Here is a 25,360-nt window from a genome sequence, read left to right as displayed (position 1 = left end):
AACCTCTAAAAGGTTTGCAATGCGAGATGAGTGAGGTCAGTCGAGAAGGCCGCCCCGCCGTCCGCCTTCGAGGACAATTGCAGCGCGGTGAAGCCGCGATTCCGCGCATGTCGCGCGAGAAAGTGGAGCAGCCAGGCAATGCCGGCTCTATCAACCGGCGCCGGCACGGTGACGCCTTCGCGGTACGGCGCGAAGAAGCGATCCCAAGCTGACAGCGCTACGCCCATGACGCGGCCTTTGGCTAGCCACGCCAATCATGCATTGAACGGAGATCGTCTGGAAGTTGAAATTCGAGGCAAGCGCGTCCGCAGAACGAACCGTCGCTCACGATCGCGTGCGCGACGGCGAGGATGGGCGCTAATCGTCGTCAGGCCCGAACAGCCTGATCTGCGGCACGCCGCTACGCGGCCGGCTCGTGACATCACGCGCATCGGAATCTTCGCGGATGTTGCGCGCGACGTCATCCCAATCGGTGCGGTCGCGCATGCCGCGCGGCTCGCGGGGGTCGTAGTGCCGGCGCTCGGCCCAGCGCTCGCGGCGCTCCATGCGGCGCCGTTCGGACGCGGCGCGCTTCACGTCGGAATCCCTGGCCTTGGCATAGGCATTGTCGGGTGAGGATGGCGGCTCTGTCGATGCCTGCCGCTCGGCAGGCTTTGCGACTTGCGGAGGCGATGCCGGTGCCGGCTTGGGCGGCTCGGCCGCGGCCGCCTGGGAAGGCTGTGGCGCTGGCGGCTCGGTGTTCGCTTGACTTGCCTGCGTGTCGGGCTTTGCGGATTTGGCTTCAGCCTGTGCCGGCGCGGCGACCATGGCGCCGAAGGCTTGCGAGCCGGTGAGGTATTGCAAGCGCTCGGAAGGCGCGTCCGTCGTCGCGGGTTTGACCGCTTCAGCGCGCTGCGCCATCTTGCTCGTGTCCGGCCCCTGCTTGGTCGCGACCGGATTCATGATATTGCCGGCGACGATGCCGCCACCGAGACCAATGGCGATGGCGGCAACGATCGTTCCGGCACCGACGAAATAAGCTGTCGAGGCGCGCATTGATCCACTCCCTCTTTGGAGCGGGCAACGTTTGTCGATTGCCGGATGTTCCCGATGGGGGGCGCAGTTCCCGGAGGAACTTGCGCGTCAAATCTGCTGCGCGACTTTTTCAAGCCCGATGATGCGGGCGAGCTTGCGCACTTCTTCCTTCTGATCCTCGCGCAGCTGGAACAGCAGCGGCATTGCGGCCGACTTCAACTGCTGGACCTCGTCGCAGTTCGGATCGATCGGCACACCCGGCGCGTTCGGATTGGAGAGCTTGTTCGCGGAGATCTTGCGGACGACATTGCGCAGCGCGGTCTCGACCGAGGGCCAGTAATATTCCTGCGACGACGACAGTTTCAGGCGATCCCTGATGCCCGCGATCTGCACGTCGGACAGCAGCGAATAGCTTTTCTGCGGCTGCGGCTTGGCGGCGACCTTGGGCTTGGCCGGAGCTTCGACGGGAGCCTCTGCGGCGGCAGGTGCTTCATGCACGCTCGCCTTGGGCATCGGGAAATCGGCGGGCGTCGCGGCGGCAAAAGCCTGGCGCAGCGGCTCGGTCAGCACCGGCGCCTGCGAAAGCTTGTCGGCCGGGACCTGGACCGGATCGATCGCGGCCGAGGCCAGTGCCAGAGTCGGGACCAGACGGTCGGCCTTGGCGGCGCGATTTGTCGAAAGCTGCTTGGGCGGCGGGGCCTGCGTGATCATCTCCGCGCTGACGCTGGGCACGCTGTCACGGCCGAGGATGGCGGTGGTGGCGGCGCCCAGGACGAGGAAACAGGTCAGCACAACGATGGTGATGGCTTTGGACAAACGTCTCTCCAGGCCCAGCTTCAAGTCCACGTGAGCAGTGCCCGGAAACTGGGCGGTAAATAAGGCCGAACGGTGCCATCGTAACGGCAATCGCGCGGACTACAGCGACATGCCCTGAAATTTCAAGGAAATCAGGCAGCTAGCGCGAGGTCGTAGGCATCCTGGATGTCGGCGACGATCTCCGAGGCCTCCCAGACCGCGCGCGGCTCGACCGATTGCAGCGTCACCGTCCAATTGCCGCCCCGGCGGGTGCGCGGGACGCTGAGGATGTCGAAGCGCACGTTGCGGCACAGCGGATGACGGGCCAGAGCATGGGCCACGCGGACCCGGATTTCGTCCAGCGTCGCGGCTGTCTTGCTATTGAGAAAATCGAAGTCCATCGCCTGTCCCTCTCGGTCCTGATTGGCGGCCGTGAGGGGATTCTTGGCGGGCGTTGGTTAATCTGCCGTTAAGTACGGGGCTGCGGAGGAGCGCTCGATTAACTGTGATCGGGAGCGACGGCGCCGCCCCTCCCTCCTCCGCAAGCGGGGCGAGGGGAAGGACGCCGGCTACCGCCCGCCCGCATCGCGATATTCGGCGAGGGTCCGCGCCACGAGATCGTCGACCGCCATCACATCGGTCACACCCGATGTCGCGTGTCCCCCGCTCCAGATATCGCGCCAGCGTTTCGGGCGGTTTTCGCGCGCGTCGACGTCAATGTCCTTTCCGATGTCGATCGCGCCACGTGCCGGCAGATCGTCGGGATCGAGGCCCGCAGCCACGATCGACGGCTTCAGCATGCTGGTCTGCAACCCCGTGAACGCGGTGGTGAGCAGGATGTCGTCGGCGCTGCTGTCGACCAGCATGTCCTTGTGGCGCTCGTCCGCCATGCTCTCGCGCGTCGCGATGAACTTCGTGCCCATGTAGCCGAGATCGCAGCCTAGCACTTCGGCCGCGTGCAGCGCGCGGCCGTCGCTGATGCCTCCGGCGAGCACGATGATGCCGTCAAAGAACGCGCGCACCGCGCGGACGAACGCGAACGGATTGAGCCAGCCGGTCTGCCCGCCTGCGCCCGCGGTGAGCAGCACAAGGCCGTCGGCGCCGGCTTCCGCCGCGCGCTGGGCGTGGCGGATCGAGGCCACGTCCGCCAGCACCAGCGCGCCCGCTTGGTGCAGCGGCTCCAACACCGGCGCGGGCGATCCAACAGAGGTGATGACGATCTCCGGTCTGTGTCGCAGCAGCACGGCGAGATCCTGCTCCAGCCGTGCGTTGGAGCGATGCACGATCAGGTTCGGGCAAAGCGGCGCGGCCTTGCGACCCGTGTGATCTTCGTGTTGCCGCAGTCGCGTTTCGATCTCCGTGAGCCACGCCTCGAGCTGTTCCGTGCTGCGGCAATTCACGGTGGGGAAGCTGCCGATCACGCCATTGCGACAGGCCGCGACCATGAGCTCGACGCCCGACACCAGAAACATCGGCGCCGCGATCAGAGGCAGAGCGAGACGATCACGGAAGTGTTGCAGTCGATCGGATGCCACTCACGCCTCCTTGCGCGGGCTTTGTCGTTCCATCCCGCCTTCCCTGTGCTAGCGTTACGCGCAAACATTGGCACGTCAAAAGCCGATGACAAAGCAACGGGGAAACATATGTCCGATCCGCTCCACGCATCGTCCCCGACTTGCGCGCAGACGCTGCGGGCATTGTCGCGCTATCCCGGCCGCACCGCTTTCGCCTGGCCCGGTGGATCGTTGAGCTATCAGGGCACCATCGACCTGATCGGACGCATCCAGGCCGTGTTCATGCGGTTGGGATTGCAGCCCGGCGCGCGCGTCGCCTTCCTCACCGCGAACGGCGCCGACACCTGGTGCGCCGGCGTCGCCGCGCAATTATCCAGGCTCTGCGTTACCTGGCTGCATCCGCTGGGATCGCGGGCAGACCAGCTCTTCCAGCTCGAGGATTCCGAGGCCGAAATGCTGGTGGTCGATGCCGCCACCTTCCGCGATCGCGGCGGCGAGCTTGCCGCGAGTGCGAGCCGGCTCAAGGCGGTCTTCACCACGGGACCGGCGGACTATGGCGTCGACCTGTCGCAGGCGATCGAGATCGAGGGCCATGCCAGCGCGCATTGCTTCGCCGGCCCCGACGATCTCTCCACACTGAATTACACCGGCGGCACGACCGGCAAATCCAAGGGCGCGCTGCGCTATCACCGCGAGAACGCCGGGGGTGCTAGCGCGATCCTCGCCGACTTCGAGATCCCGGACACCCCGCACTATCTCGCGGTTGCCCCGATCAGCCATGTCGCCGGCACGAAAGTCGTGCCGACCCTGATGCGCGGTGGCACCGTGCACATGCTGAAAGGCTTCGATCCCGAGGCGGTGCTGGCGACGATCGCGCGCGATCGCATCAATTTCACGCTGTTCGTGCCGACCATGATCTATGTGCTGCTTGATCATCCCGCCTTGAGCAAGACCGATCTGTCCTCGCTCGAACTCGTGCTCTATGGCGCTTCCGCGATGTCGCCGAGCCGGCTGGTCGAGGGCATCGAGCGGATCGGGCCGGTGTTCTCGCAGCTTTACGGGCAGACCGAATGCTATCCGATTTCGGTGCTGCGCAAGGCTGATCACGATCCCAGGACGCCGGAGCTGTTCCTGTCCTGCGGCTTCCCGATCTCGACCTGCGAGGTCAGGATCCTTGACGACAACGACCAGGAAGTGAAGACGGGCGAAGCCGGCGAGATCTGCGTGCGCGCTCCGCATGTCATGGCCGAATACTGGAAACGGCCCGACATCACCGCCGAGACGCTGAAGAATGGCTGGGTCCACACCGGCGACGTCGCGCGCAAGGACGAGCGCGGCTACATGTTCATCCTCGACCGCAAGAAGGACATGATCGTCTCCGGCGGCTTCAACATTTTTCCGCGCGAGGTCGAGGACGTGCTGTCGCAGCATGCGGATGTCGCGATGGTCGCGGTCGTCGGCATTCCCGACGAGAAATGGGGCGAGGCCGTCACCGCCATCGTCGTGCCGCGCGAGGGGGCAAAGCCTGATCCGGACGAGCTGATCAATCTGGTGAGGACGCGAAAGGGCTCGGCCCATGCACCGAAGCAGATCCAGTTCGTCAAGCAGCTGCCGATGACCGGCGTCGGCAAGGTCGACAAGAAGGTGCTGCGCGCAGGCTTCTGGAGCGGACGAGACCGGATGGTGGGGTAGTCATCCCGATCTGCAACTTGTGGCAGGCAGCACCGCACGTATTCCCGCGACCGGACCCCGGGGTTCTACGGGTCGCTGTGACCCGCGAACAACAGCTCGGAAGGGACTTTTCAGGCACGCCGTCCGCGCAATTGCAGGCGAATCAACGAATCAACTAGACCGCTGACGGGGCTGGGAAGCGGAGTATCAAATGAGAGTCGCTTCCTTGGAAAGTGCGTTGGCCGCGATCACGTTGATCACGGCTATCATCGTCCTGCTGTGGGAGATCAAGATCGTCTACGGCAGCTGAACTGGCAGGACGCTGGCGTCGAACAGAGACCTCCGGACAAGAAGAGGTTCGCGACCAGGGCATCCCTTCCGCGGCGGCGGAAGTCTGCCGTTCAATCGGCTCAAGGAGCGATCACGGCGCTTGCCGTCACGCTGACCGCTTTTCGATCACCAGACTCTGCACCGCACGGCCGAAATAGCCGAGACGATCCGCGAGCCGCGACATCGCGAGGCCGGCGCCGTCGGGACCGATCCAGGATTCGCCGTCGAGCAAGATCCACTCGCCGACCGGCTGGCGCGACAGGTTCACGGTGAGGTCGGCATTGATGTAGGTCCAGGCGCGGAAGTCGAGCGTCGAGGCGGCGCCGTTGGAAAAGTCGGCGGCGACCACGGCGCGCATCGCCTGCGAGACCGCTTCGCCTTCGACCAGCGGATGGTCGAGGCGAAACCAGATCGCGCCAGCCCCGGCCTGGCCGAAGCGGCCGCGCGCGGCGCGCATCGAGACCATGCCTGCGAACGGACTGGTCGCGCCATGACCATCCTCGACCAGCGAGTCCTCGGGCGACGGCAGCGTCACCGGCAACTCCTTGACGTCGTCCGGCAACGGCTGTGATTGCCGCTTGATCTTGAGCACGGTGGCACCGACGACCTGAACGCCGTCGGCGAACAACTTGATCTCGCAGAGCTGGATCTTGCGCCCCTCGCGCAAAACCTCGCTCTCGATCGTGAGCGGCGCCACCGGCACCGGGCGCATCAAGTCGATGGTGACGCGCGCAACATTCATCGGCACCGGCGTCGGAATGCGTTCCGCCGCCCACGTCACCAGCGCAGACGGCGCCGAGCCGTGCTGCATGCGCCTGTCCCACGGGCCCGCGGCATTGGGGCTGGTGACGACGTTGTTGCCGTCGACGCGATAGATGGCGGTCATGTTTGCACGATATCTCGGCTGGCGTTACCCGGACGCAACGCGTAAGCGGTGCGCTGCAGAGCCGGGGTCCATGTGCTGCAGCGATGGGTCCCGGCTCTGCGCAGCAGCGTTGCACGCTGCAGTGTCCGGGACACGAGAGCGGTTAGAGCGGCGGATCGATCGCCTCGTCATATTCCTTCTTGAAGCGCGCGATCAGATCGGCGGCGGGGATGATGCCGTCGACGCTGCCGATGCCCTGGCCCGAACCCCAGATCTCCTTCCAGGCTTTCGGCTTGGCGCGCTCGCCGGAGGCATCCGTCCCGAAGTTCATCTTGGACGGATCGGACGTCGGCAGGTTTTCCGGATCCATGCCGGCCGCGAGGATCGAAGGTTTCAGATAGTTGCCGTGCACGCCGGTGAAGAGGTTGGAGTAGACGATGTCGTCGGCCGTCGAGCCCGCGATCATCTCCTTGTAGTTCTCGACCGCGTTGGCTTCCTTGGTCGCAATGAAGGCCGAGCCGATATAGGCGAAGTCGGCGCCGAGGATGCGCGCGGCGCGGATCGCCCTGCCGTTGCCGATGGCGCCCGACAGCGCGATCGGGCCGTCGAACCATTTTCGCGTCTCTGCAACGAAGGCCAGCGGCGAGATCGTGCCGGCATGGCCGCCGGCGCCGGCCGCAACCAGGATCAGGCCGTCGGCGCCCTTCTCGATCGCCTTGTGGGCGAACTTCTGGTTGATCACGTCGTGGAAGACGATGCCGCCCCAGCCGTGCACCGCCTGATTGAGCTCCTCGCGCGCGCCGAGCGACGAGATGATCATCGGCACCTTGTACTTGGCGCAGAGCTGCATGTCGTGATCGAGCCGGTTGTTCGACTTGTGCACGATCTGGTTCACCGCGAACGGCGCCGACGGCTTGTCGGGATGCGCGCGGTCATAGGCCGCGAGCTCTTCGGTGATCCGCGCCAGCCATTCGTCGAGCAGCTCCGGCGGCCGCGCGTTCAGCGACGGAAACGAGCCGACCACACCGGCCTTGCACTGCGCGATCACGAGATCGGGCACCGAGATGATGAAGAGCGGCGAACCGATCACGGGGATCGACAGGCGTCCCTTGAACAAGGCAGGCATGGACATAGGCGAAACGATCCTTTGGTGGCGAGCAAATCGAAAGCTGGAGGCCATACCAACAAGGCAATCTTTCCACTGTCAAGTATTGCGTTTTGACGCCGTGGCGGATGCCGTTACCGCAATTCCAACATGCGGAATTCGCTGCGCAAATGCGGGCGGCATCACCCAATCAGATCCGGATTGATCAGCCGCTCGAACGAGAACATCTCGTCCCATTTCTCCTGCGTCAGCAGCTTGCGCTCGACCACCACGATCTGGTGCAGCGACTTGCCGCTCTTGTAGCCCTCGCGCGCGATCTCGGCGCATTGCTTGTAGCCGAGAAGCGGCTTCAGCACCGTAACGATGCCGAGCGAGTTCAGCACCATGTTGCGGGTGTGCTCCTCGTTGGCGGTGATGCCGACGACACAGTTCTCACGCAGGCTGTTGACCGCGCGCTCCATGGTGCGGATCGAGAAGAACAGCGCGAACGAGATTACCGGCTCCATCACGTTGAGCTGAAGCTGGCCGGCCGAGGCCGCCAGCGTCACCGTGGTGTCGAGGCCGATGACGAGGAAGCTGGTCTGGTTGACGACCTCGGGGATGACAGGGTTGACCTTGCCCGGCATGATCGACGAGCCCGGCTGGAGCTGCGGCAGGTTGATCTCGTTGAAGCCGGCGCGCGGGCCCGAGGCCAGCAGGCGGATGTCGTTGCAGATTTTCGTCAGCTTGCTCGCCGTGCGCTTGAGCACGCCGGAGAGTTGCACATAGGCGCCGGTGTCCGAGGTCGCCTCGACGAGATCACCGGCGAGGATGAAGTCGACGCCGGTCAGCGCGCTCAAATGCCGGACCGCGAGTTTTGGATAGCCGACAGCCGCGGTGACCGAGGTGCCGATCGCGGTGGCGCCGAGATTGATCTCGCGCAGCAGCGCGCGCGCCTCGGAGATGCGGTCGACCTCCTCGCCGATCGTGGTGCCCCAACCGCGGAATTCGGCGCCGAGCGACATCGGCACGGCGTCCTGAAGATGCGTGCGGCCCATCTTCAGGACGCGCTCGAACTCGCGGCCCTTGGTGAAGAAGGCCTCCTGGAGCTGGCGCAGCGCCGTCATGTAGCTCTCGAGCCGCAGGATCAGCGCCAGCCGGAACGCGGTCGGATAGGTGTCGTTGGTCGACTGGCCGTAATTGACATGGTCGTTCGGGCTGACGTGCTGGTAGTCGCCCTTGCCGAAGCCGAGCGATTCCAGCGCGAGATTGGCGATCACCTCGTTGGCGTTCATGTTGGTGGAGGTGCCGGCGCCGCCCTGAATGAAATCGGTGACGAACTGATCCATCATGTCGCCGGCGATGACGCGGTCGCAGCCCTGGATGATCGCGTCCGCAACTTTCGCATCGACCGCGCCGAGGTCGCGGTTGGCCATCGCGGCAGCCTTCTTGACGTAACCGAGCGCCTTCACGAAGTAAGGCTCTTGGTTCATCGGAATGCCGGTGATGTGGAAGTTCTCCTTCCCGCGGATGGTCTGGACGCCGTAGTAGATGTCGTCGGCGATCTCACGCTGTCCGAGGAAGTCCTGCTCCGTGCGGCTCATGGGCGCTCCTTTGCTGGCGCTACGTCCTCAGTTCTGGCACAGCGCGCTGGTGACGAAGGTATCGGTGCGGCAGTCATCCGGTTTGCGTTGCCGGCCCGGGATCAGAACCTTGGCCGAGCATTTTTCCGCGGAATCGGCGTTCAGGCTCTTGCCTTCCTTGTAGCCCTTGCTCTGGCAGAGCTGGTCGGCGGCCTGCTTGCAGTCGGGCGCGCCATTCGACGAGGCGGGGCAGGCCATGCGCCCCGACACCATGGCCGACGGCGTCGCCAGCCGCGACAGATCGTTCATGGTCTCGCTCGGGCTTTTGATCGGCGGCAGGATCGAGGGCAGCTTGTCGAACAGCTTGCCCATTTCGTTGATCAGCCCGGGATTTTCCTCGCGCGCGGGCGGCGATGAAGGTGCTGATGTCGAGGGCGGCGGCGCGCTCTGCGGTCCCTGCTCCTGCAAGCCGAGCGCCGGCGGCGCGGATTGCGGCCAACCGGTGCCGCCGGCACCGAGCAGGAGCGAAAGCACTGCAAATATCAGCGTCCCCAGTCGGAGGACCGGATTGCCGGATCGAACCATCATGACGGCAACCGTAGCCGAACCCGGCGCGGCGGCAAAGCGCGGGGTCATCGAGTAAGCATGATCTTTTCGGAGAACCGCTTCACGCGTTGCGCTGACGCGACGCTTCGGGTCCGGATCATTCCCTAGATCAGCTTGACCGCGACGACGAAGCCGAGCACCAGCACGGCGGCGCCGAGCGCCACCCAGAGACCGAGATGCTTCTCGATCCTGACGCGGATCCAGTCGCCATAGCGGTTGAGCAGGATCGCGACGATGAAGAAGCGGCCGCCGCGCGCGACGATCGAGCACAGGATGAACAGGCCGATATTGTAACCGGCAAAGCCCGAGGTGATGGTGACGAGCTTGTAGGGGATCGGTGTCAGGCCCTTGAGCAGGATGATCACCGCGCCCCACTCCGCATAGGAGGCGCGGAAGGCATCGACCTTGTCGCCGAGGCCATAGACCTGGATCAGCCAATGGCCGACCGAGTCGAACAGCAGCGCACCGATGGCGTAGCCCAGCAGACCGCCCACCACCGAGGTCGCGGTGCAGACCGCGGCGTAGAGCCAGGCGCGCTGCGGGCGCGCTAGCGACATCGGGATCAGCATCACATCCGGCGGGACCGGAAAGAAGGAGCTTTCTGCGAAAGCCACGGCTCCCATGATCCAGAGCGCGTAGGGCTTGTGGGCGGCGTCGATGCACCAGTCGTAGATACGTTTCAGCATGGCGCCGCGATGAAGCACCATGGGACGGATTTGTCCATCGCGAGTTTTGTGACGATTTGGCGTGATCTGGAACAGTGTGTCGCGGTTTTCCGAAAGATCGCGCGCAAACAACAACCTAAAGCGCGATGACGCTTTGCTCCGGCTTCACCGCGCTTTAGTGGCGCTTGCGCGAGACGCGCCCTTCCAGCGCGACAATTGGCCGCCTGGCGGCGACGCGCGGTGACGCGACCTTGGGCAGCTTCATCGGCGACTTCGGCAGCTTCTCGGCGATGCCGAGCATGTCTTCCCGCCGCGCCATCTCGCGCCAGACATCCTCCGGGCGCACGCCGGCCGAGGCCCAGAGCACCGTGAGATTGTAGAGCAGGTCGGCGCTTTCCCGGATCACGGCCTCGCTGTCGCCATTGACCGCGTCGATGACGACCTCAATGGCTTCTTCGGCCAGTTTCTTCGCCATTTTGGATGGCCCACGCTGAAACAGCCGGGCGGTACGCGATGTTGCCGGATCAAGATCCCTGGCCGCGAGCACAGCCAGATATAGCCGCTCAAGCGAATCACTCATGGTGCTCAAAACTACCCTAAACCAATGGCTAGCGCGTTAACGCGCGGTGATAAAAGCGAAAAACGGGCCGCCGCGGCAAGCGCGACGGCCCGTTGTGGTCAAGACTTGGTAGCCAGGGACTTGGTAGCCAGGGACTTGGTAGCCAAGGCTAGTAGCAGTTCTGCATGTAGCCCTGGCCACAAAGCTCCGACGGAGCCGTGCCGCCATAGCGCTGATATTGGTAGTTCGGGCCCGGGCCGTAGTAAGGACCGTAGGCGGGGCCACTGTAATAGGCAGGGCCGCCGTAATAGCCATAGCCCGGACCCGGACCGTAATCATAGGCGTAGGCGTCACGGCTCGCCGCGATCGCGAGCCCGGTGCCGACGATGCCGGCAAAGGCCGCGGCAGCCGCCGCGCCGCCGCCGCCGCGCCAGTGGCGACCGCCTGCGTATGAGGCGGTCGGGGCGACCGCGGTCAGCGCCAGCACCGCGGCGGTGGCAAGGACGGCCTTGCGGCCGGCAAACCCCGAAAATCTGTCAAACATGTCCTGGACCCTCCTTGGGACCTCGAATGGTGCCTGACGACAGGCTCATGTCGTTCAAACACCTGCAGCCCATGTTGAGTTCCCCAACCCCAACAGAAGCTGAACGGGGTTGCGTGATCATGACGCAACCCCCGCTCATCCGCCGTTCATGTTGCCGCGCGCAGGCTCATCGCCGGCCGGCGCTGCGAGCGTCACGAAACCACAACAATGCGGGACCGGCGCAACTGATGTTTGCATTCAAGACGATCGCCCTTCGCGGCCTGCTGGCCATTGCAATCTCGCTTGCCGCGCTGGCTGCGCGCGACGTCAGCGCGGCCGAGACTGCTGCGCCGTCCACTGCGATCCACTTCACATTCGATCGTCCCGTCGATGCGAGCATGGCGCCGTTCTTCCTCGCCGCGAAGGACGGCAATTTCGGCGCCGAGCGTCTCAACGTGTCCTTCAATAGCGCAGCCGGATCGCCTGAGGCGCTCGCGCGCGTCGCCAAGGGCGACAGCGAGCTCGCGCTCGTCGACATCAACGAGCTGATCCGCTTTCGCGACAAGGACGATGCCGCGGCGGTCAAAGCCGTGTTCGTGTTGTTCAATCGCGCGCCTTACGCGATCGTCGCGCGCAGGAGCCGCGGCATTCACCTGCTGCCCGACCTCGACGGCAAGACCGTCGGCGTCGCCGACGGCGATCTGTCGATGCGGCTGTGGCCGGCGCTGGCGCAGCAGAACGGCATCAACGCGTCACAAGTGAAATTCCACAAGATCAGCGCCGCGGTCCGCGAGCCGATCCTCTCCGCAGGCCAGGTCGATGCGGTCGCCGGCTTCAGCTATCTCTCGGCGGTGAACCTGCGCGACCGCGGCGTGCCCGGTGGCGATCTCGTGGTACTCCGCTATGCCGACTATGGCTGCGAAGCCTACGGCTTCGCCGTGGTGGCCAACCCCGCTTTCGCCGCCGCGAAGCCCGACGCCGTGAAGGGTTTCGTGCGCGCATTGATCGCCGGCGTCAACGCGACCATCAAGGAGCCGGCCCGCGCGGCGGACGAAGCCACGAGCCGGATCGACGACGGCGACCGCGACCTCGAGCGGGAACGCCTGCGCAGCGTGCTCATCGACAACATCCTGACCGACGAGGTCAAGCGCAACGGCCTCGGCGGCATCGACCCGGCGCGCCTGGACCGCTCGATCGACCAGATCGCGCAGGATTTCAAATTCCGCAAACGGCCGGCGGCGGGCGATATCTTCGACGACCGGTTCCTGCCGCCGGTCGCGGGACGGCTGATCAACTGAGCAAAACCCGCAGCTTCCGCTGTATCTCACCGGCGATCCCTGATTAGAATATGGGCTCACACCGTTTTGTCCGCCCGAGTTCGTCCCCGCATGCCCATCCTCCGTCTCTACACCCGCGTTCTCGAACTGCTCGGCAAGGAGGCGCGGCTGGGCTGGTTGCTGGCGTTTGCCAATCTCCTGCTTGCGGCCTCGCAGTTCGCGGAACCCGTGCTGTTCGGCCGGATCGTCGACGTGCTCTCGGGCAAGACGGTCGCCGGATCGAACTCGGCGTGGCCGTTCCTGCTGGCCTGGGTAGCGTTCGGGCTGTTCACCATCGGCTGCAGCGCGATCGTGGCGTTGCAAGCCGACCGGCTCTCCCACCGCCAGCGCCAGGCGGTGCTGACCGACTATTTCGAGCACATTTTGCAACTGCCGCTGACCTTCCACTCAGGCACCCATTCGGGCCGGCTGATGAAGGTGATGCTCAACGGCACCGATGCGCTGTGGCGGTTGTGGCTCGGCTTCTTCCGCGAGCACTTTGCCGCGATCCTGTCGGTCGTGGTGCTGCTGCCGCTGTCGCTCTACCTGAACTGGCGGCTCGCGGTCCTCTTGTTCGTGCTCTGCATCGTCTTCACCGCGCTGACGACCTTCGTCGTGCGCAGAACCTTCGGCATGCAGATGCAGGTCGAGGAGCACTATAGCGAGCTCTCCGCGCGCGCCTCCGACGCGCTCGGCAACGTCGCGCTGGTGCAGAGTTTTGTGCGCGTCGAGTCCGAGGTGAAGGGCTTGCGCTCCGTCGCCGATGAGCTGCTGGCCGCGCAGATGCCGGTGCTGTCCTGGTGGGCGCTCGTCACCGTGATCACGCGCGCCTCCACGACGATCACGGTGCTCGCGATCTTCACGCTCGGCATCGCGCTGCACGATCAGGGGCTCACCTCCGTCGGCGAGATCGTGATGTTCGTGAGCTTCGCGACGCTGCTGATCCAGAAGCTCGAGCAGGTCGTGAGCTTCATCAACAACGTGTTCATGGAAGCCCCGCGGCTGCGCGAGTTCTTCAACGTGCTCGACGCCGTGCCCGCGGTCCACGACCGCCCCGACGCGATCGATGCCGGGCGGCTCTCCGGCCTCGTCGAATTCAACGACGTCACCTTCTCCTATGACGGCAAGCGGCCGGCGGTCGAGGACCTCTCCTTCACCGCGCTGCCCGGCCAGACCATCGCGCTGGTCGGCGCGACCGGCGCCGGCAAGTCGACGGCGATCGCGCTTCTGCATCGCGCCTTCGATCCGCAGTCGGGCTTCATCAGGATCGACGGCATGGACGTCCGCGGCGTGACGCTGACGTCGCTGCGCCGGAACATCGGCGTGGTGTTCCAGGAGGCGCTGCTGTTCAACCGCTCGATCGCGGAGAATTTGCACGTCGGCAAGCCGGATGCGACCGAAGCCGAGATGCGCAAGGCCGCGGAGCGCGCGCAGGCGCTCGAATTCATCGAGCGCAGCGGCGGCTTCGAGACCAATGCCGGCGAGCGCGGCCGCATGCTCTCCGGCGGCGAGCGCCAGCGGCTGTCGATCGCCCGCGCGCTGCTGAAGGATCCACCGATCCTGATCCTGGACGAGGCCACCAGCGCGCTCGACGCCGTCACCGAGGCCAAGGTGAACGCCGCTCTCGACGAAGTGATGAAGGGACGGACCACGTTCGTGATCGCCCACCGTCTCTCCACCATCCGCAATGCCACGCGGATCCTGGTGTTCGAGAACGGCCGCGTGATCGAAAGCGGAACTTTCGATGAACTCGTGGCCAAAGGCGGCCATTTTGCCGAACTCGCCAGGGCCCAGTTCATGGTTCAGGAAAATGCACGGGCCAGCGTGACGGCCGCCGAGGCTGCGGCGACTGCGGTCAAGTCCCCATAGCATCGTCGAAATTCGGCCTATTTCATCGCGGAATACCCGGCCGAAACCCCTGTTCTCGACGCACGAGCCGGTATAGGTTTGCGACGCCGCAAGCGGCGGCGCCGGATTTCAGAACCGAACATCAGATCACGAGATCCGACCGGAACCGGCGGGTCTCCAAGGACCGGAATCGGATAGTGCACGCCCTTCGCCCGCTGCTTCGCAAGTCCCTGTTCAACCTGTTCGCTGCGGCCCTCGCATCCGCCGTACTGCTTGCGCCGCGCACCGCGGGCGCCGAGGCACTGCTGCTGATCGAAGCTGACAGCGGCAAGGTGCTGCAGGCCGAGAACGCGACCATTCCCTGGTATCCGGCCTCCGTCACCAAGATCATGACAGCCTATGTGACGCTGAAGGCGGTCAAGGACGGCAGGCTGACGCTCGACACGCTGCTCACGGTGTCGCCGACGGCGGCTTCACAATCGCCGTCGAAGATGGGGTTCCGTCCGGGAACACAGCTCACCGTCGACAACGCGCTGAAGATGATGATGGTGAAGTCGGCGAACGACATGGCCGTGGTGCTCGCCGAAGGCGTCGGCGGCTCGATCGACGGCTTCTCGGCGATGATGAATGATACCGCGCAGAAGCTCGGCATGACGCAGACGAGCTACGTCAATCCGAACGGCCTGCCCGCCGACGGCCAGATCACGTCCGCGCGCGACCTCGGCATTCTCTCGCGCTCGTTCCTGCGCGACCTGCCGGAATACGAATACTTCGTGCACATCCCCGCAATCCGCTTCGGCAAGCGCGTCACCGGCAATTTCAACAAGCTGATCGGCCGCTACCCCGGCGCCGACGGTTTCAAGACCGGCTTCATCTGCGCCTCCGGCTACAATCTCGTGGCGTCGGCCACGCGCAACGGCCGCCGGCTGATCGCCGTCGTGCTGGGCGCCAACTCCGGTACTGCGCGTGCGGTCAAGGCGGCGCAGCTGCTCGAGCGCGGCTTCAGCCAGGACAATCTCACCTGGCTCCGCCCCTCGCTCGGCACCGTCGACAGGCTGGTGCCGGTCGACGCCTCGCCGCCGAACCTGCGCGAGGACATGTGCGGCGGTCATCGCAAACGGCCGGCCAGCGACGATGACGACGCACTGATCGCCGCCAATGGCGGCACGTCCGGATCGGCCTCCGCCACCGGCGGCGAAGCCCAGGTCACCTTCTTCACCGCGGGCCTTCAGCCGCCCCTGATGAAGGCCTCCGAGCTGATGGCCTCCGCCCCCGCTGCGGCCGAGCCCGTGCTGGTCTATACCGGCCCGACCCGCACCGGCACCGCCCTGATCGCGGCGGTCGCGGCCGATGCCGACCAGCAGGCCACGCCAAAGCCGCGTGGCAAGAAGTCGCGCGTCGCCAGGAAGCCCGACGCGACCGACAAGCCAGCCGACAAGCCGAAGGATGCCAAGACGGCGGCGGCAAAGCCGGCTGCGACCAAGCCCGACGCCAAGAGCGATACCAAGTCCGCTGCGAAGCCGGCCGGGACCAAGCATGCCGCGGCCAAGCACGATGCGGCGGCGAAACCCGCCGAGAAGCCTGCGGCAAGCGGCGATCAGGCGGCCAAGCCCGCCAAGCCCAAGGCCGCGACCAAGCCCGCCGCCAAGCCCGCCAACAACAGTTAACGGCACCCATCGCAAGCCGCGCCCGCGCTTCGCACCTGCGGCAGAACGGCTTGCGACAATTCCAGTAGCCACTCCCGGACCTTTGTCCTAAGCCTCGAACGGCTTGCCACCCGTTCCGGCAGGCTCGATACTGGCCGCAATGAGGCAAGCCCGAGACACAACGGGCTCTGGTAAATTGAGGGGAGTTTTCCATGGAGCGCATCTGGCTCAAGCAATACCCGCCCGGCGTGCCTGCTGATATCGAGCCGACCCAATACGCGTCGCTGGTCGACCTGCTGGAGGAGAGCTTCGCCAAGTTCGCCGACCGCAAGGCGTTCATCTGCATGGACAAGGCGATCAGCTATCGCGACCTCGACCAGATGTCGCTGGCGCTCGCCGCCTATTTGCAGGGCCGCGGCCTGCAACGTGGCGCTCGCGTCGCGATCATGATGCCGAACGTGCTGCAATATCCGGTCGCAACCGCGGCCGTGCTGCGCGCCGGTTTCGCGGTGGTCAACGTCAACCCGCTCTACACGCCGCGCGAGCTCGAGCATCAGCTCAAGGATTCCGGCGCCGAAGCCGTCATCGTGCTGGAGAATTTCGCCCACACGGTCGAGCAGGTGATCGCGAAGACACAAGTCAAGCATGTCATCGTCGGCAGCATGGGCGACCTGCTCGGCTTCAAGGGCGTGATCGTCAACCTCGTCGTCCGCCGCGTCAAGAAGATGGTGCCGGCCTGGTCGCTGCCGGGCGCGGTGTCCTTCAACGACGCGATATCGGTCGGCCGCGGCCTGACGTTCAACAAGCCGAAGCTGTCGCCGGGCGACGTCGCCTTCCTGCAATATACCGGCGGCACCACCGGCGTCTCCAAGGGCGCCACCCTGCTCCATCGCAACATCGTCGCCAACGTCCTGCAGAACGACGCCTGGCTCCAGCCGGCACTCGCCGCGCCGCCGCATGTCGATCAGCTCATGATCGTCTGCGCGCTGCCGCTCTATCACATCTTCGCGCTGACGGCCTGCTACCTGCTCGCGGTGCGCGCCGGCGGCTGCAATCTGCTGATCCCCAATCCGCGCGACATCGCGGGCTTCGTCAAGGAGCTGGCGAAGTACCAGGTCAACAGCTTCCCCGCCGTGAACACGCTCTACAACGGCTTGATGCACCATCCCGACTTCAAGAAGCTCGACTTCTCCAAGCTGAAGATCTCGAACGGCGGCGGCATGGCGGTGCAGCGCCCCGTCGCCGAGCAGTGGAAAGCGGTGACCGGCTGCTTCATCGCCGAAGGCTACGGCCTGTCGGAGACCTCGCCGACGCTGACCTGCAATCCCGCGACCACGACCGAGTTCTCGGGATCGATCGGCATCCCTGTGCCTTCGACTTACATCTCGATCCGCGACGACGACGGCAACGAAGTCCCGCTCGGCCAGCCCGGCGAGATCTGCGCCAAGGGCCCGCAGGTGATGTCGGGCTACTGGAACAGGCCGGAAGAGACCGCCAAGGTGATGACCGCGGACGGTTATTTCCGCACCGGCGACATCGGCGTGATGGACGAGAAGGGCTACACCAAGATCGTCGACCGCAAGAAGGACATGATCCTGGTCTCCGGCTTCAACGTCTATCCCAACGAGATCGAGGAAGTGATCGCCAGCAATCCGGGCGTGCTCGAATGCGCCGTGATCGGCATTCCCGATTCCAAGTCGGGCGAGGCGGTGAAGGCGTTCGTGGTGAAGAAGGATCCTAACCTCACCGCGGAAGCCGTGATCAAGTTCTGCCAGGAGCAGCTCACCGGCTACAAGGTGCCCAAGCACATCGAATTCCGCACCGACCTGCCGAAGACCAATGTCGGCAAGATCCTGCGCCGGCAGCTCCGCGACGAGAAGAAGGCGGAGGCGGCTTAGGCCGCGCCTTGGTTCATGACTCTTGGGTTCATGACTGACGTCGGCGACATCACGCCGTCGGGCATTCTCGCCTTCTGGCGCGAGGCCGGCCGCGAGCGCTGGTACAAGCGCAGCGACGCTTTCGACGCGGAGGTCAGGCGTCGCTTTTTTCCGCTATGGAAGCGGGCGACCGCCGGCGAGCTGGCCTCCTGGGAAGAAAGCGACGAGGGCGCGCTCGCGCTCGTCATCGCGCTCGACCAGTTTCCCCGCAACATGTTTCGCGGCACGCCGGAAGCCTTTGCCAGCGACGCGCCGGCGCGCGACGTCGCCCGCCGCGCCATCGATCGGGGCGTCGATCGCAGGATCGATCCCATCCTGCTCGAATTCCTCTATTTGCCCTTCATGCATTCCGAGCACCTGCCCGACCAGTTGCATTGCGTCGCGTTGTTTCAGAACACCGACAATGCCGAGAACCTGAAATACGCGCAGGAGCACGCCGACATCATCCAGCGGTTCGGCCGCTTTCCCCACCGCAACCGCCTCCTCGACCGCGATACCACCGAGGAAGAACAGGCCTTCCTCGACGCCGGCGGTTTTGCCGGCTGATGACAGAACGGTGAAAGACGCGCCCCTCGCCGCCAATGTTGTGCAGCGCCGCCGCACGGTCTAAAAAGCGGGACCGATTTTCAGGGAGACTGACGATGGCGATCCAGACTGGCGACAAGCTGCCCGAGGCGAAATTCCGCGTGATGACGGCCGAGGGTCCGCAGGTGAAGACCACCGACGACATCTTCAAGGGCAAGAAGGTGGCGCTGTTCGCAGTGCCCGGCGCCTACACCGGCACCTGCCACAAGATGCACCTGCCGAGCATCTTCCTCAACGCCTATGCCATGAAGGACAAGGGCGTCGACACCATCGCCATCGTCTCCGTCAACGACGCTTTCGTCATGAACGCCTGGAAGCGCGATACCGACCAGCGCAACGAAGCCATCTTCCTCGCCGACGGCAATGCCGACTTCGCCAAGGCGATCGGCATGGAGCTGGACGCCTCCGGCAACGGCCTCGGCATCCGCTCCAAGCGCTATTCGATGCTGGTCGAGGACGGCGTGGTGAAGAAGCTGAACCTCGAAGCGATGCCCGGCAAGGTCGAGGTCTCCGGCGGCGATACGCTGCTGGGGCAGCTGTAAGCTTAGGCCAGAGCTCCTTCCAAGCGGGAAGTGCCGTAGGGTGGGCAAAGGCGCGTCAGCGCCGTGCCCACCATCTTTCCTTGATTGAGAAGAAGCCGTGGGCACGCTTCGCTTTGCCCACCCTACGAAACCGGGCGACGCCGATAGCGCGTCGCCTACTCCCCCACCCGCTGCTGCAACCGCGCCTTCACGATCCCATCCCGCGCGAGTTGATCCGCGCGCTCGTTCTCCGGGTGCCCGGCGTGGCCCTTGACCCAGTGCCAGCGGACCTCGTGCTGCTTCAGCGCCGCATCGAGGCGCTGCCATAGCTCGACATTCTTCACCGGCTTCTTGTCGGCAGTGCGCCAGCCGTTGCGCTTCCAGCCGTGGATCCAGCCGGTGATGCCCTGCCGCACATACTGGCTGTCGGTATAGAGATCGACGGTGCACGGCTTCTTCAGCGCTTCGAGCGCGGAGATCGCCGCCATCAATTCCATCTGGTTGTTGGTGGTGTGGCGTTCACCGCCGTTCAGCTCTTTTTCCTTGTCGCCGAACTTCAGGATCGCGCCCCAGCCGCCGGGCCCGGGATTTCCCGAGCAGGCGCCGTCGGTATAGATCGTGACGATGGGAAGCTCGCTCACGCGACCAGTCCTGACGGCATCAGCCCGTAGTCGCGCACGCTGGAAACGCTCTGGTGGAAGCGCAGCTTGCGAAAATACTCCAGCGGATCCTTGGGCTTGACCAGCGCGCCCTCGGGCACGTTGAGCCAGTCGACCAGCCGCGTCAGCAGGAAGCGGATCGCGGCGCCGCGCGCGAGCAGCGGCAGCGCGGCTTCTTCCGCCTCGGAGAGTTTTCGCACCCGGCCATAGGCATTGAGGAAGGCGCGCGCCTTGGTGACGTTGAACGAATGGTCCGGCTCGAAACACCAGGCATTCAGGCAGATCGCGACGTCATAGGCCAGCATGTCGTTGCAGGCGAAGGTGAAGTCGATGATGCCGGAGAGCCTGTCGCCGAGGAAGAAGACGTTGTCGTTGAAGAGGTCGGCGTGGATTACGCCCTCCGGCAGATTGCTCGGCCAGACCCCGCTCGAGAGATAGTCGAGCTCGGCGGCGAGAAACGCATGCAGGCCCGGCTGGACTTGGTCGGCGCGGCTTGCCGCCGCGTCGAACAGCGGCCGCCAGCCGGAGACCGACAGCGCATTGCCACGCTTGATCGCAAAATTGGCGCCGGCCAGATGCATCCTGGCCAGTCCCTCGCCGACGCCGGCGCAATGGGCCACGTTCGGCTTGCGCGGCCAGACGCCTTCGAGAAAGGTGATGATCGCGGCCGGCCGGCCCGACAGCTCGCGCAGCGCCTCGCCGTCCCCGGCCTTCACCGGCAGCGGGCAGGTGACGCCGTGCTCGGCGAGATGCGTCATCAGCGCGAGGAAGAACGGCAGGTCGTTCTTCGCCACACGCTTCTCATAGAGCGTGAGGATGAACGAGCCTTTGCTGGTGTGCAGCAGGAAGTTGGTGTTCTCGACGCCCTCGGCGATGCCCTTGTAGGAGAGCAACTCGCCGAGATCGTATTGCTTCAGGAAATCCGCAAGCTCGTCGGCGGCAACGTCGGTGTAGACCGCCATAAAAGTCTACTCGGCGGCGGCTTCGGGACGCACCTGGCGCGGCAGCGGGAAGAACTCGTTCTCTTCCGCGGCCGAGACCGTCTCCACATGCAGCGTGTAGCGCTCGGCGAACGCGTCCATGATCTCCTCGACGATCACTTCCGGCGCGGACGCGCCCGCGGTGATGCCGAGGCTCTTGATGTTGCCGAACCTGGTCCAGTCGATGTCGGTGGCGCGCTGCGCCAGCACCGCAATCCCGCAGCCTTCGCGCTCGGCGACTTCGCGCAGGCGCTGCGAGTTCGACGAATTGGGAGCACCGACAACGATGAGCGCGTCAACCACCGGCGCCACCTTCTTCACCGCGAGCTGGCGGTTGGTGGTGGCGTAGCAGATGTCTTCCTTGTGCGGGCCGTTGATATTCGGGAAGCGCTCCTTGAGCAGCGCCACGATCTCCGCGGTGTCGTCGATCGACAGCGTGGTCTGGGTCACGAAGGCGATGTTGTCGGGGTTCTTCGGGACGATGGTCTTGGCGTCCTCGGCGGTCTCGATCAGGGTCACGGCGCCGACCGGAAGCTGGCCGAGCGTGCCGACCACTTCAGGATGATGGGAGTGGCCGATCAGGAAGATCTCGCGGCCGCGCTTGAAGTGGATCGCGGCCTCGCGGTGCACCTTGGTGACCAGCGGGCAGGTCGCATCCAGCGAGAACAAGTTGCGGGAGGTGGCGTCGGCCGGGACCGATTTCGGCACGCCATGGGCCGAGAACACCACCGGCGCGGTGGTGTTTTCCGGGATTTCGGCGAGCTCTTCGACGAAGATCGCGCCCTTCTTCTTCAACCCGTCGACGACGTATTTGTTGTGCACAATCTCGTGGCGAACATAGACGGGGGCGCCGTATTTATCGAGCGCCCGTTCCACGGTGTCGATCGCCCGGACCACCCCGGCGCAGAAGCCGCGGGGAGAACAAAGCACGATCTTGAGGTCTGGTTTGGCTGACATTGAGCGATCTCGGGACCGAATCACCCGTTTCGCCTTCTGGCGGGGGCGGTCAATGGATGGAATGGGGCTTAAAAGGGTCTGCTAGGACTCTACAGGCGTTTCCAAGGGAATTGGGCCCCCTTTCGGGCGCTGTCAAGGCACTATCTATAGCAGAACCATTGCGTGGCTAGCCCCTCCGGGCTTATATAGCGCGAATTCCCTGTCATCGCTGATGACCACCGGTTTCGCCTCCAGAGGGGTGGGCGAAGCACAAAGGAGATTTGCCATGAGCAACGCACCTCTGATGCCCAAGGCGACCGCCGTCTGGCTGCTCGACAACACCGCGCTGACCTTCGACCAGGTCGCCGATTTCACCAAGATGCATCCCCTCGAGGTGCGCGCGATCGCCGACGGCGACGCTGCTCAGGGCATCAAGGGCATGGATCCCCTCTCCAACGGCCAGTTGACCCGCGAGGAGATCGAGAAGGGCGAGAGGAACCCGGACTACCGACTCCGCCTCCAGGAGAGCAAGGTGATTCTGCCGCCCCAGCCGAAGCGCAAGGGCCCGCGCTACACCCCGGTCTCCCGCCGTCACGAGCGCCCGAGCGCCATCCTCTGGCTGCTGCGCAGCCATCCGGAGCTCAAGGACGCCCAGATCATGCGCCTGGTCGGCACCACCAAGAGCACCATCGCCAGCGTTCGCGACCGTACCCACTGGAACACCTCCCAGCTGACCCCGATCGACCCGGTGACCCTTGGCCTTTGCTCGCAGATCGAGCTCGATTTCGAAGTGGCGCGCGCGGCGAAGGAAAAGCCGATCGACGCATCCTACGGCGGCGCCACCCTGCTGCCGGCTTCCGAAACCACTAAGAAGGACGAATTCGAGCCGGCCGAGCGCTCGAGCGACGACCTCAACGTCGACGCCGTGTTCGCAAAGCTGAAGACGCTCGGCGGCAAGAAGCAGGACGAGGAGGAGGAGTAAGGCTCCCCTCTCAATTCGTCATCGAACGCAATCAAAACGCGGCGGGGAAACCTGCCGCGTTTTTGCTTTGTCTCTTCAACAAGAGTAGCCCGGATGGAGCGCAGCGTAATCCGGGATGCACGACACGCCGATGCACGTCTCCCGGATTGCGCTTCGCTACATCCGGGCTACGAACCGAGTTGTACCTACGGCCGCTGGGGATTGTTCAGCATGTATTCGCCGAGATCGCGCTGGCGGCGGTCGGCGCGGGTGGTCGCAGCGTTGCGCTGGACGTCACGGTCCTTGCGGCACGCCACATATTCGGGCGAGCCTGCCGCATAGCCGCGGCTCTGGCAGACCGCGTCGTCATCGTCGCCACCCACCGCTACCGGCGTCTGGTAGCGCGCGGAGCAGGCGGAGACAGCGATGGCGAGCAACACGGCGACAAGCAGGCGCGGCGCGGTGGCGAGTGGCATACGAGGTCCCCTGTTGGCCGGCCCTGTTTAGCGCGGAATGAGGAGATTGTAAGTCCCTGGGCGTCGTTCCCCGCTCGCTGTCATTCCCCGCGAAAGCGGGGAATCCAGTACGCCGCGGCGGTCATTGGGTCACGCAACTACCGCCGCGGAGTACTGGATCACCCGCTTTCGCGGGTGATGACAGCAGAGGTTGGGGCGGCAGCGTCGCACCTCATTGGCACGACGGCCCGAGCGTAACCTCACACCCTCCCCTTCAGCGCCTCACCGATCTCGTCCAGCACCTTGGGATCCTCGATCGTGGCCGGCATGGTCCAGGCTTCGCCATCGGCAATCTTCTTGATGGTACCGCGCAGGATCTTGCCGGAACGCGTCTTCGGCAGGCGGCCGACGGTGATGGCGAGCTTGAAGGCGGCGACGGGGCCGAGCCTGTCGCGCACCAGCGCGACGATCTCCTTTTCGATCTCCGCAGGCGGCCGCTTCACGCCGGCCTTGAGCACCAGGAAGCCGCAGGGCACCTCGCCCTTGATCGCGTCCTTGACGCCGAGCACGGCACATTCGGCGACATCCGGATGCGAGGCCAAAATCTCCTCCATGCCGCCGGTGGAGAGCCTGTGGCCGGCGACGTTGATGATGTCGTCGGTGCGGCCCATGACGAAGACATAGCCGTCCTCATCCTTGTAGCCGGCGTCCGAGGTTTTGTAGTAGCCGGGGAATTCAGTGAGGTAGGCGTCCTTGAAGCGCGCGTCCTGATTCCACAACGTCGGCAGGCAACCCGGCGGCATCGGCAGCTTGATGACGATCGAGCCCATGGTGTTGGGGCCGACGGGCTTTGCGGCTTCGTCGACGACGTCGACCTGGTAGCCCGGCATCGGCACCGTCGGCGAGCCATGCTTCACTGGCAGCATACCGAGACCGACCGGGTTGCCGGCGATGCACCAGCCCGTCTCGGTCTGCCACCAATGGTCGATCACCGGCACCTTGAGCTGCTGCTCCGCCCATTCCACCGTCGGCGGATCGGCGCGCTCGCCGGCGAGGAACAGCGTGCGGAATTGCGACAGGTCGTATTGCCGGATGAACTTGCCTTCAGGATCCTCTTTGCGGATCGCGCGGAACGCCGTCGGTGCGGTGAAGAAGGCGACCGCCTTGTGCTCGCTGATGATACGCCAGAACGCGCCGGCATCGGGCGTGCCGATTGGCTTGCCCTCGTACATGATCGACGTCGCGCCATGCAGCAGCGGGCCATAGATGATGTAGCTGTGGCCGACCACCCAGCCGATGTCGGAGCCACACCACCAGACCTCGCCCGGCTTGACGCCATAGAGGTTGAACATCGACCATTTCACCGCGACGAGATGGCCGCCATTGTCGCGCACGACGCCCTTGGGAATCCCGGTCGTGCCTGACGTGTAGAGGATGTAGAGCGGATCGGTGGCCGCGACAGGCACGCAAGCGGCCTTCTTGCCGTCGTTCATCGCCTTGCGGCGAAGGCTCGCCCAATCGTAGTCGCGGCCCGGCGTGAGGTCGCAGATATGCTGGGGACGTTGCAGCACGATGCAGGCCTGCGGCTTCGTGCCCGCAAGCTTGATCGCCTCGTCGAGCAGCGGCTTGTACTGCACGATCCGGCCGGGCTCGATGCCGCAGCTTGCGGAGAGGATGAGCTTCGGCTGTGCGTCGTCGATGCGGGTGGCGAGCTCCTTGGCGGCAAAGCCGCCGAACACGACCGAGTGCACCGCGCCGATGCGCGCGCAGGCGAGCATCGCGACGACGGCCTCCGGCACCATCGGCATATAGAGGATGACGCGATCGCCCTTGGCGACGCCAAAATCCTGCATGATGGCGCCGAGCGCCTGCACCTCACCCAATAGCTCGGCATAGGTGAACTTGGTGACCGAGCCCGTCAGCGGCGAATCATGGATCAGCGCGACCTGGTCAGCGCGGCCGCGTTCGACATGGCGGTCGAGCGCGTTGTAGCAAGTGTTGACGACGCCCCCCATGAACCAGCGACCGTAGACGCCGTGCGAGGCATCGAAGATCGTCTTTGGCGGCTCGATCCAGTCGATCTCCGTGGCCGCCTCGGCCCAGAAGCCCTGGGGATCAGCCAGCGAGCGCGCATGGACCTCGTGATAGAGGCTCGTTCCCTTGACGTTCATGCCCGCGCTCCCGTTCCCTTTTCGCCTGGCCTTGACCTGACCGACAGGACGAGCGTCCCGCCATGACAGGGATCAAGTGCCGGCGTTGTTTGAGAGGTATTTTCCCGGGAACGGGCCGCGGTTCAAGCTGAAAAGG

At 65.0% G+C, this 25,360-nt stretch carries 25 protein-coding genes; 8 read left to right on the top strand and 17 right to left on the bottom strand.

Annotation, left to right across the window (positions count from 1 at the left end; genetic code table 11):
* Positions 1–5 precede the first annotated feature (5 nt).
* From OWC48_RS09880 to OWC48_RS09860, 5 genes are all read right to left on the bottom strand, one after another.
* Entirely contained in the window at positions 6–227 is a 222-nt protein-coding gene (locus OWC48_RS09880) for a hypothetical protein (protein WP_282519810.1), read from the bottom strand.
* 130 nt (positions 228–357) lie between these two features.
* A complete protein-coding gene (locus tag OWC48_RS09875) occupies positions 358–1,035 on the bottom strand; it encodes a hypothetical protein (protein WP_282519809.1) in 678 nt (225 codons plus the stop codon).
* Between the two features lie 87 nt (positions 1,036–1,122).
* The gene (locus OWC48_RS09870) at positions 1,123–1,830 is read right to left on the bottom strand and encodes a hypothetical protein (protein WP_063986734.1); all 708 of its coding nucleotides are present in this window, start codon (positions 1,828–1,830) and stop codon (positions 1,123–1,125) included.
* A gap of 131 nt (positions 1,831–1,961) precedes the next feature.
* Positions 1,962–2,210 (bottom strand): hypothetical protein, encoded by a 249-nt coding sequence (locus OWC48_RS09865; protein ID WP_028147356.1) that lies wholly within the window; start codon positions 2,208–2,210, stop codon positions 1,962–1,964.
* Positions 2,211–2,378: 168 nt separating this feature from the next.
* Complete coding sequence (locus tag OWC48_RS09860) at positions 2,379–3,344, bottom strand: nitronate monooxygenase (protein WP_282519808.1); 966 nt, start codon at positions 3,342–3,344, stop codon at positions 2,379–2,381.
* 108 nt (positions 3,345–3,452) lie between these two features.
* Between OWC48_RS09860 and OWC48_RS09855 the strand changes: the two genes are divergently transcribed.
* Entirely contained in the window at positions 3,453–5,015 is a 1,563-nt protein-coding gene (locus OWC48_RS09855; RefSeq protein WP_282519807.1) for an AMP-binding protein, read from the top strand.
* A gap of 415 nt (positions 5,016–5,430) precedes the next feature.
* Here OWC48_RS09855 and OWC48_RS09850 read toward each other — a convergent pair whose 3' ends face one another.
* The 7 genes from OWC48_RS09850 to OWC48_RS09820 form a co-directional block, all read right to left on the bottom strand.
* Positions 5,431–6,210: a thioesterase family protein gene (locus OWC48_RS09850; RefSeq protein ID WP_282519806.1), complete on the bottom strand. Its 780-nt coding sequence runs from the start codon at positions 6,208–6,210 to the stop codon at positions 5,431–5,433.
* Positions 6,211–6,352: 142 nt separating this feature from the next.
* Complete coding sequence (locus OWC48_RS09845) at positions 6,353–7,321, bottom strand: nitronate monooxygenase family protein (RefSeq protein WP_282519805.1); 969 nt, start codon at positions 7,319–7,321, stop codon at positions 6,353–6,355.
* Positions 7,322–7,476: 155 nt separating this feature from the next.
* Positions 7,477–8,877, bottom strand: a complete 1,401-nt coding sequence (locus OWC48_RS09840; RefSeq protein WP_282519804.1) for an aspartate ammonia-lyase — start codon at positions 8,875–8,877, stop codon at positions 7,477–7,479.
* 27 nt (positions 8,878–8,904) lie between these two features.
* Complete coding sequence (locus tag OWC48_RS09835; RefSeq protein WP_282519803.1) at positions 8,905–9,444, bottom strand: hypothetical protein; 540 nt, start codon at positions 9,442–9,444, stop codon at positions 8,905–8,907.
* Between the two features lie 122 nt (positions 9,445–9,566).
* Positions 9,567–10,169 (bottom strand): YqaA family protein, encoded by a 603-nt coding sequence (locus OWC48_RS09830; protein ID WP_081369120.1) that lies wholly within the window; start codon positions 10,167–10,169, stop codon positions 9,567–9,569.
* Positions 10,170–10,302: 133 nt separating this feature from the next.
* Complete coding sequence (gene hisE / locus OWC48_RS09825) at positions 10,303–10,707, bottom strand: phosphoribosyl-ATP diphosphatase (RefSeq protein ID WP_282519802.1); 405 nt, start codon at positions 10,705–10,707, stop codon at positions 10,303–10,305.
* A 148-nt stretch (positions 10,708–10,855) separates the two neighbouring features.
* Entirely contained in the window at positions 10,856–11,230 is a 375-nt protein-coding gene (locus tag OWC48_RS09820; protein ID WP_282519801.1) for a hypothetical protein, read from the bottom strand.
* Positions 11,231–11,457: 227 nt separating this feature from the next.
* Between OWC48_RS09820 and OWC48_RS09815 the strand changes: the two genes are divergently transcribed.
* The 6 genes from OWC48_RS09815 (at position 11,458) to OWC48_RS09790 (ending at position 19,083) form a co-directional block, all read left to right on the top strand.
* Positions 11,458–12,507: an ABC transporter substrate-binding protein gene (locus tag OWC48_RS09815; RefSeq protein ID WP_282519800.1), complete on the top strand. Its 1,050-nt coding sequence runs from the start codon at positions 11,458–11,460 to the stop codon at positions 12,505–12,507.
* 90 nt (positions 12,508–12,597) lie between these two features.
* Positions 12,598–14,394 carry a glucan ABC transporter ATP-binding protein/ permease gene (locus OWC48_RS09810; protein WP_282519799.1) on the top strand — a complete coding sequence of 599 codons (1,797 nt, stop codon included), beginning with the start codon at positions 12,598–12,600 and terminating at the stop codon, positions 14,392–14,394.
* Between the two features lie 176 nt (positions 14,395–14,570).
* On the top strand, positions 14,571–16,040 hold the full coding sequence (locus OWC48_RS09805; protein WP_282519798.1) for a D-alanyl-D-alanine carboxypeptidase family protein: 1,470 nt from the start codon (positions 14,571–14,573) through the stop codon (positions 16,038–16,040).
* A 191-nt stretch (positions 16,041–16,231) separates the two neighbouring features.
* On the top strand, positions 16,232–17,917 hold the full coding sequence (locus OWC48_RS09800; protein WP_282519797.1) for a long-chain fatty acid--CoA ligase: 1,686 nt from the start codon (positions 16,232–16,234) through the stop codon (positions 17,915–17,917).
* Positions 17,918–17,947: 30 nt separating this feature from the next.
* The gene (locus OWC48_RS09795; RefSeq protein ID WP_282519796.1) at positions 17,948–18,502 is read left to right on the top strand and encodes a DUF924 family protein; all 555 of its coding nucleotides are present in this window, start codon (positions 17,948–17,950) and stop codon (positions 18,500–18,502) included.
* A gap of 95 nt (positions 18,503–18,597) precedes the next feature.
* A complete protein-coding gene (locus tag OWC48_RS09790) occupies positions 18,598–19,083 on the top strand; it encodes a peroxiredoxin (RefSeq protein WP_282519795.1) in 486 nt (161 codons plus the stop codon).
* Positions 19,084–19,238: 155 nt separating this feature from the next.
* Here the strand turns inward: OWC48_RS09790 and rnhA are convergent, their stop codons facing one another.
* From rnhA to ispH, 3 genes are read right to left on the bottom strand one after another with little or no spacing between them, the layout of a single operon-like run.
* Entirely contained in the window at positions 19,239–19,703 is a 465-nt protein-coding gene (gene rnhA, locus OWC48_RS09785) for a ribonuclease HI (protein ID WP_014491534.1), read from the bottom strand.
* Entirely contained in the window at positions 19,700–20,683 is a 984-nt protein-coding gene (locus OWC48_RS09780; protein ID WP_282519794.1) for a homoserine kinase, read from the bottom strand. Before OWC48_RS09780 ends, rnhA begins: the two co-directional genes overlap by 4 nt.
* A gap of 6 nt (positions 20,684–20,689) precedes the next feature.
* Positions 20,690–21,658 (bottom strand): 4-hydroxy-3-methylbut-2-enyl diphosphate reductase, encoded by a 969-nt coding sequence (gene ispH, locus OWC48_RS09775; protein WP_063985850.1) that lies wholly within the window; start codon positions 21,656–21,658, stop codon positions 20,690–20,692.
* A 265-nt stretch (positions 21,659–21,923) separates the two neighbouring features.
* On the opposite strand from ispH, the gene OWC48_RS09770 reads away from it, so the two are divergent.
* Positions 21,924–22,619 carry a DUF1013 domain-containing protein gene (locus OWC48_RS09770; protein WP_282519793.1) on the top strand — a complete coding sequence of 232 codons (696 nt, stop codon included), beginning with the start codon at positions 21,924–21,926 and terminating at the stop codon, positions 22,617–22,619.
* Positions 22,620–22,804: 185 nt separating this feature from the next.
* Here OWC48_RS09770 and OWC48_RS09765 read toward each other — a convergent pair whose 3' ends face one another.
* Positions 22,805–23,074 carry a hypothetical protein gene (locus OWC48_RS09765; RefSeq protein ID WP_282519792.1) on the bottom strand — a complete coding sequence of 90 codons (270 nt, stop codon included), beginning with the start codon at positions 23,072–23,074 and terminating at the stop codon, positions 22,805–22,807.
* Between the two features lie 239 nt (positions 23,075–23,313).
* Positions 23,314–25,224: a propionyl-CoA synthetase gene (locus tag OWC48_RS09760; RefSeq protein ID WP_282519791.1), complete on the bottom strand. Its 1,911-nt coding sequence runs from the start codon at positions 25,222–25,224 to the stop codon at positions 23,314–23,316.
* Between the last annotated feature and the right edge of the window lie 136 nt (positions 25,225–25,360).

This window comes from Bradyrhizobium sp. Arg816, from assembly GCF_029989365.1.
Lineage (GTDB): Bacteria > Pseudomonadota > Alphaproteobacteria > Rhizobiales > Xanthobacteraceae > Bradyrhizobium.
The sequence above is the reverse complement of the archived record's forward strand: the minus strand, read 5'-3'. Positions and strand labels throughout refer to the sequence as shown.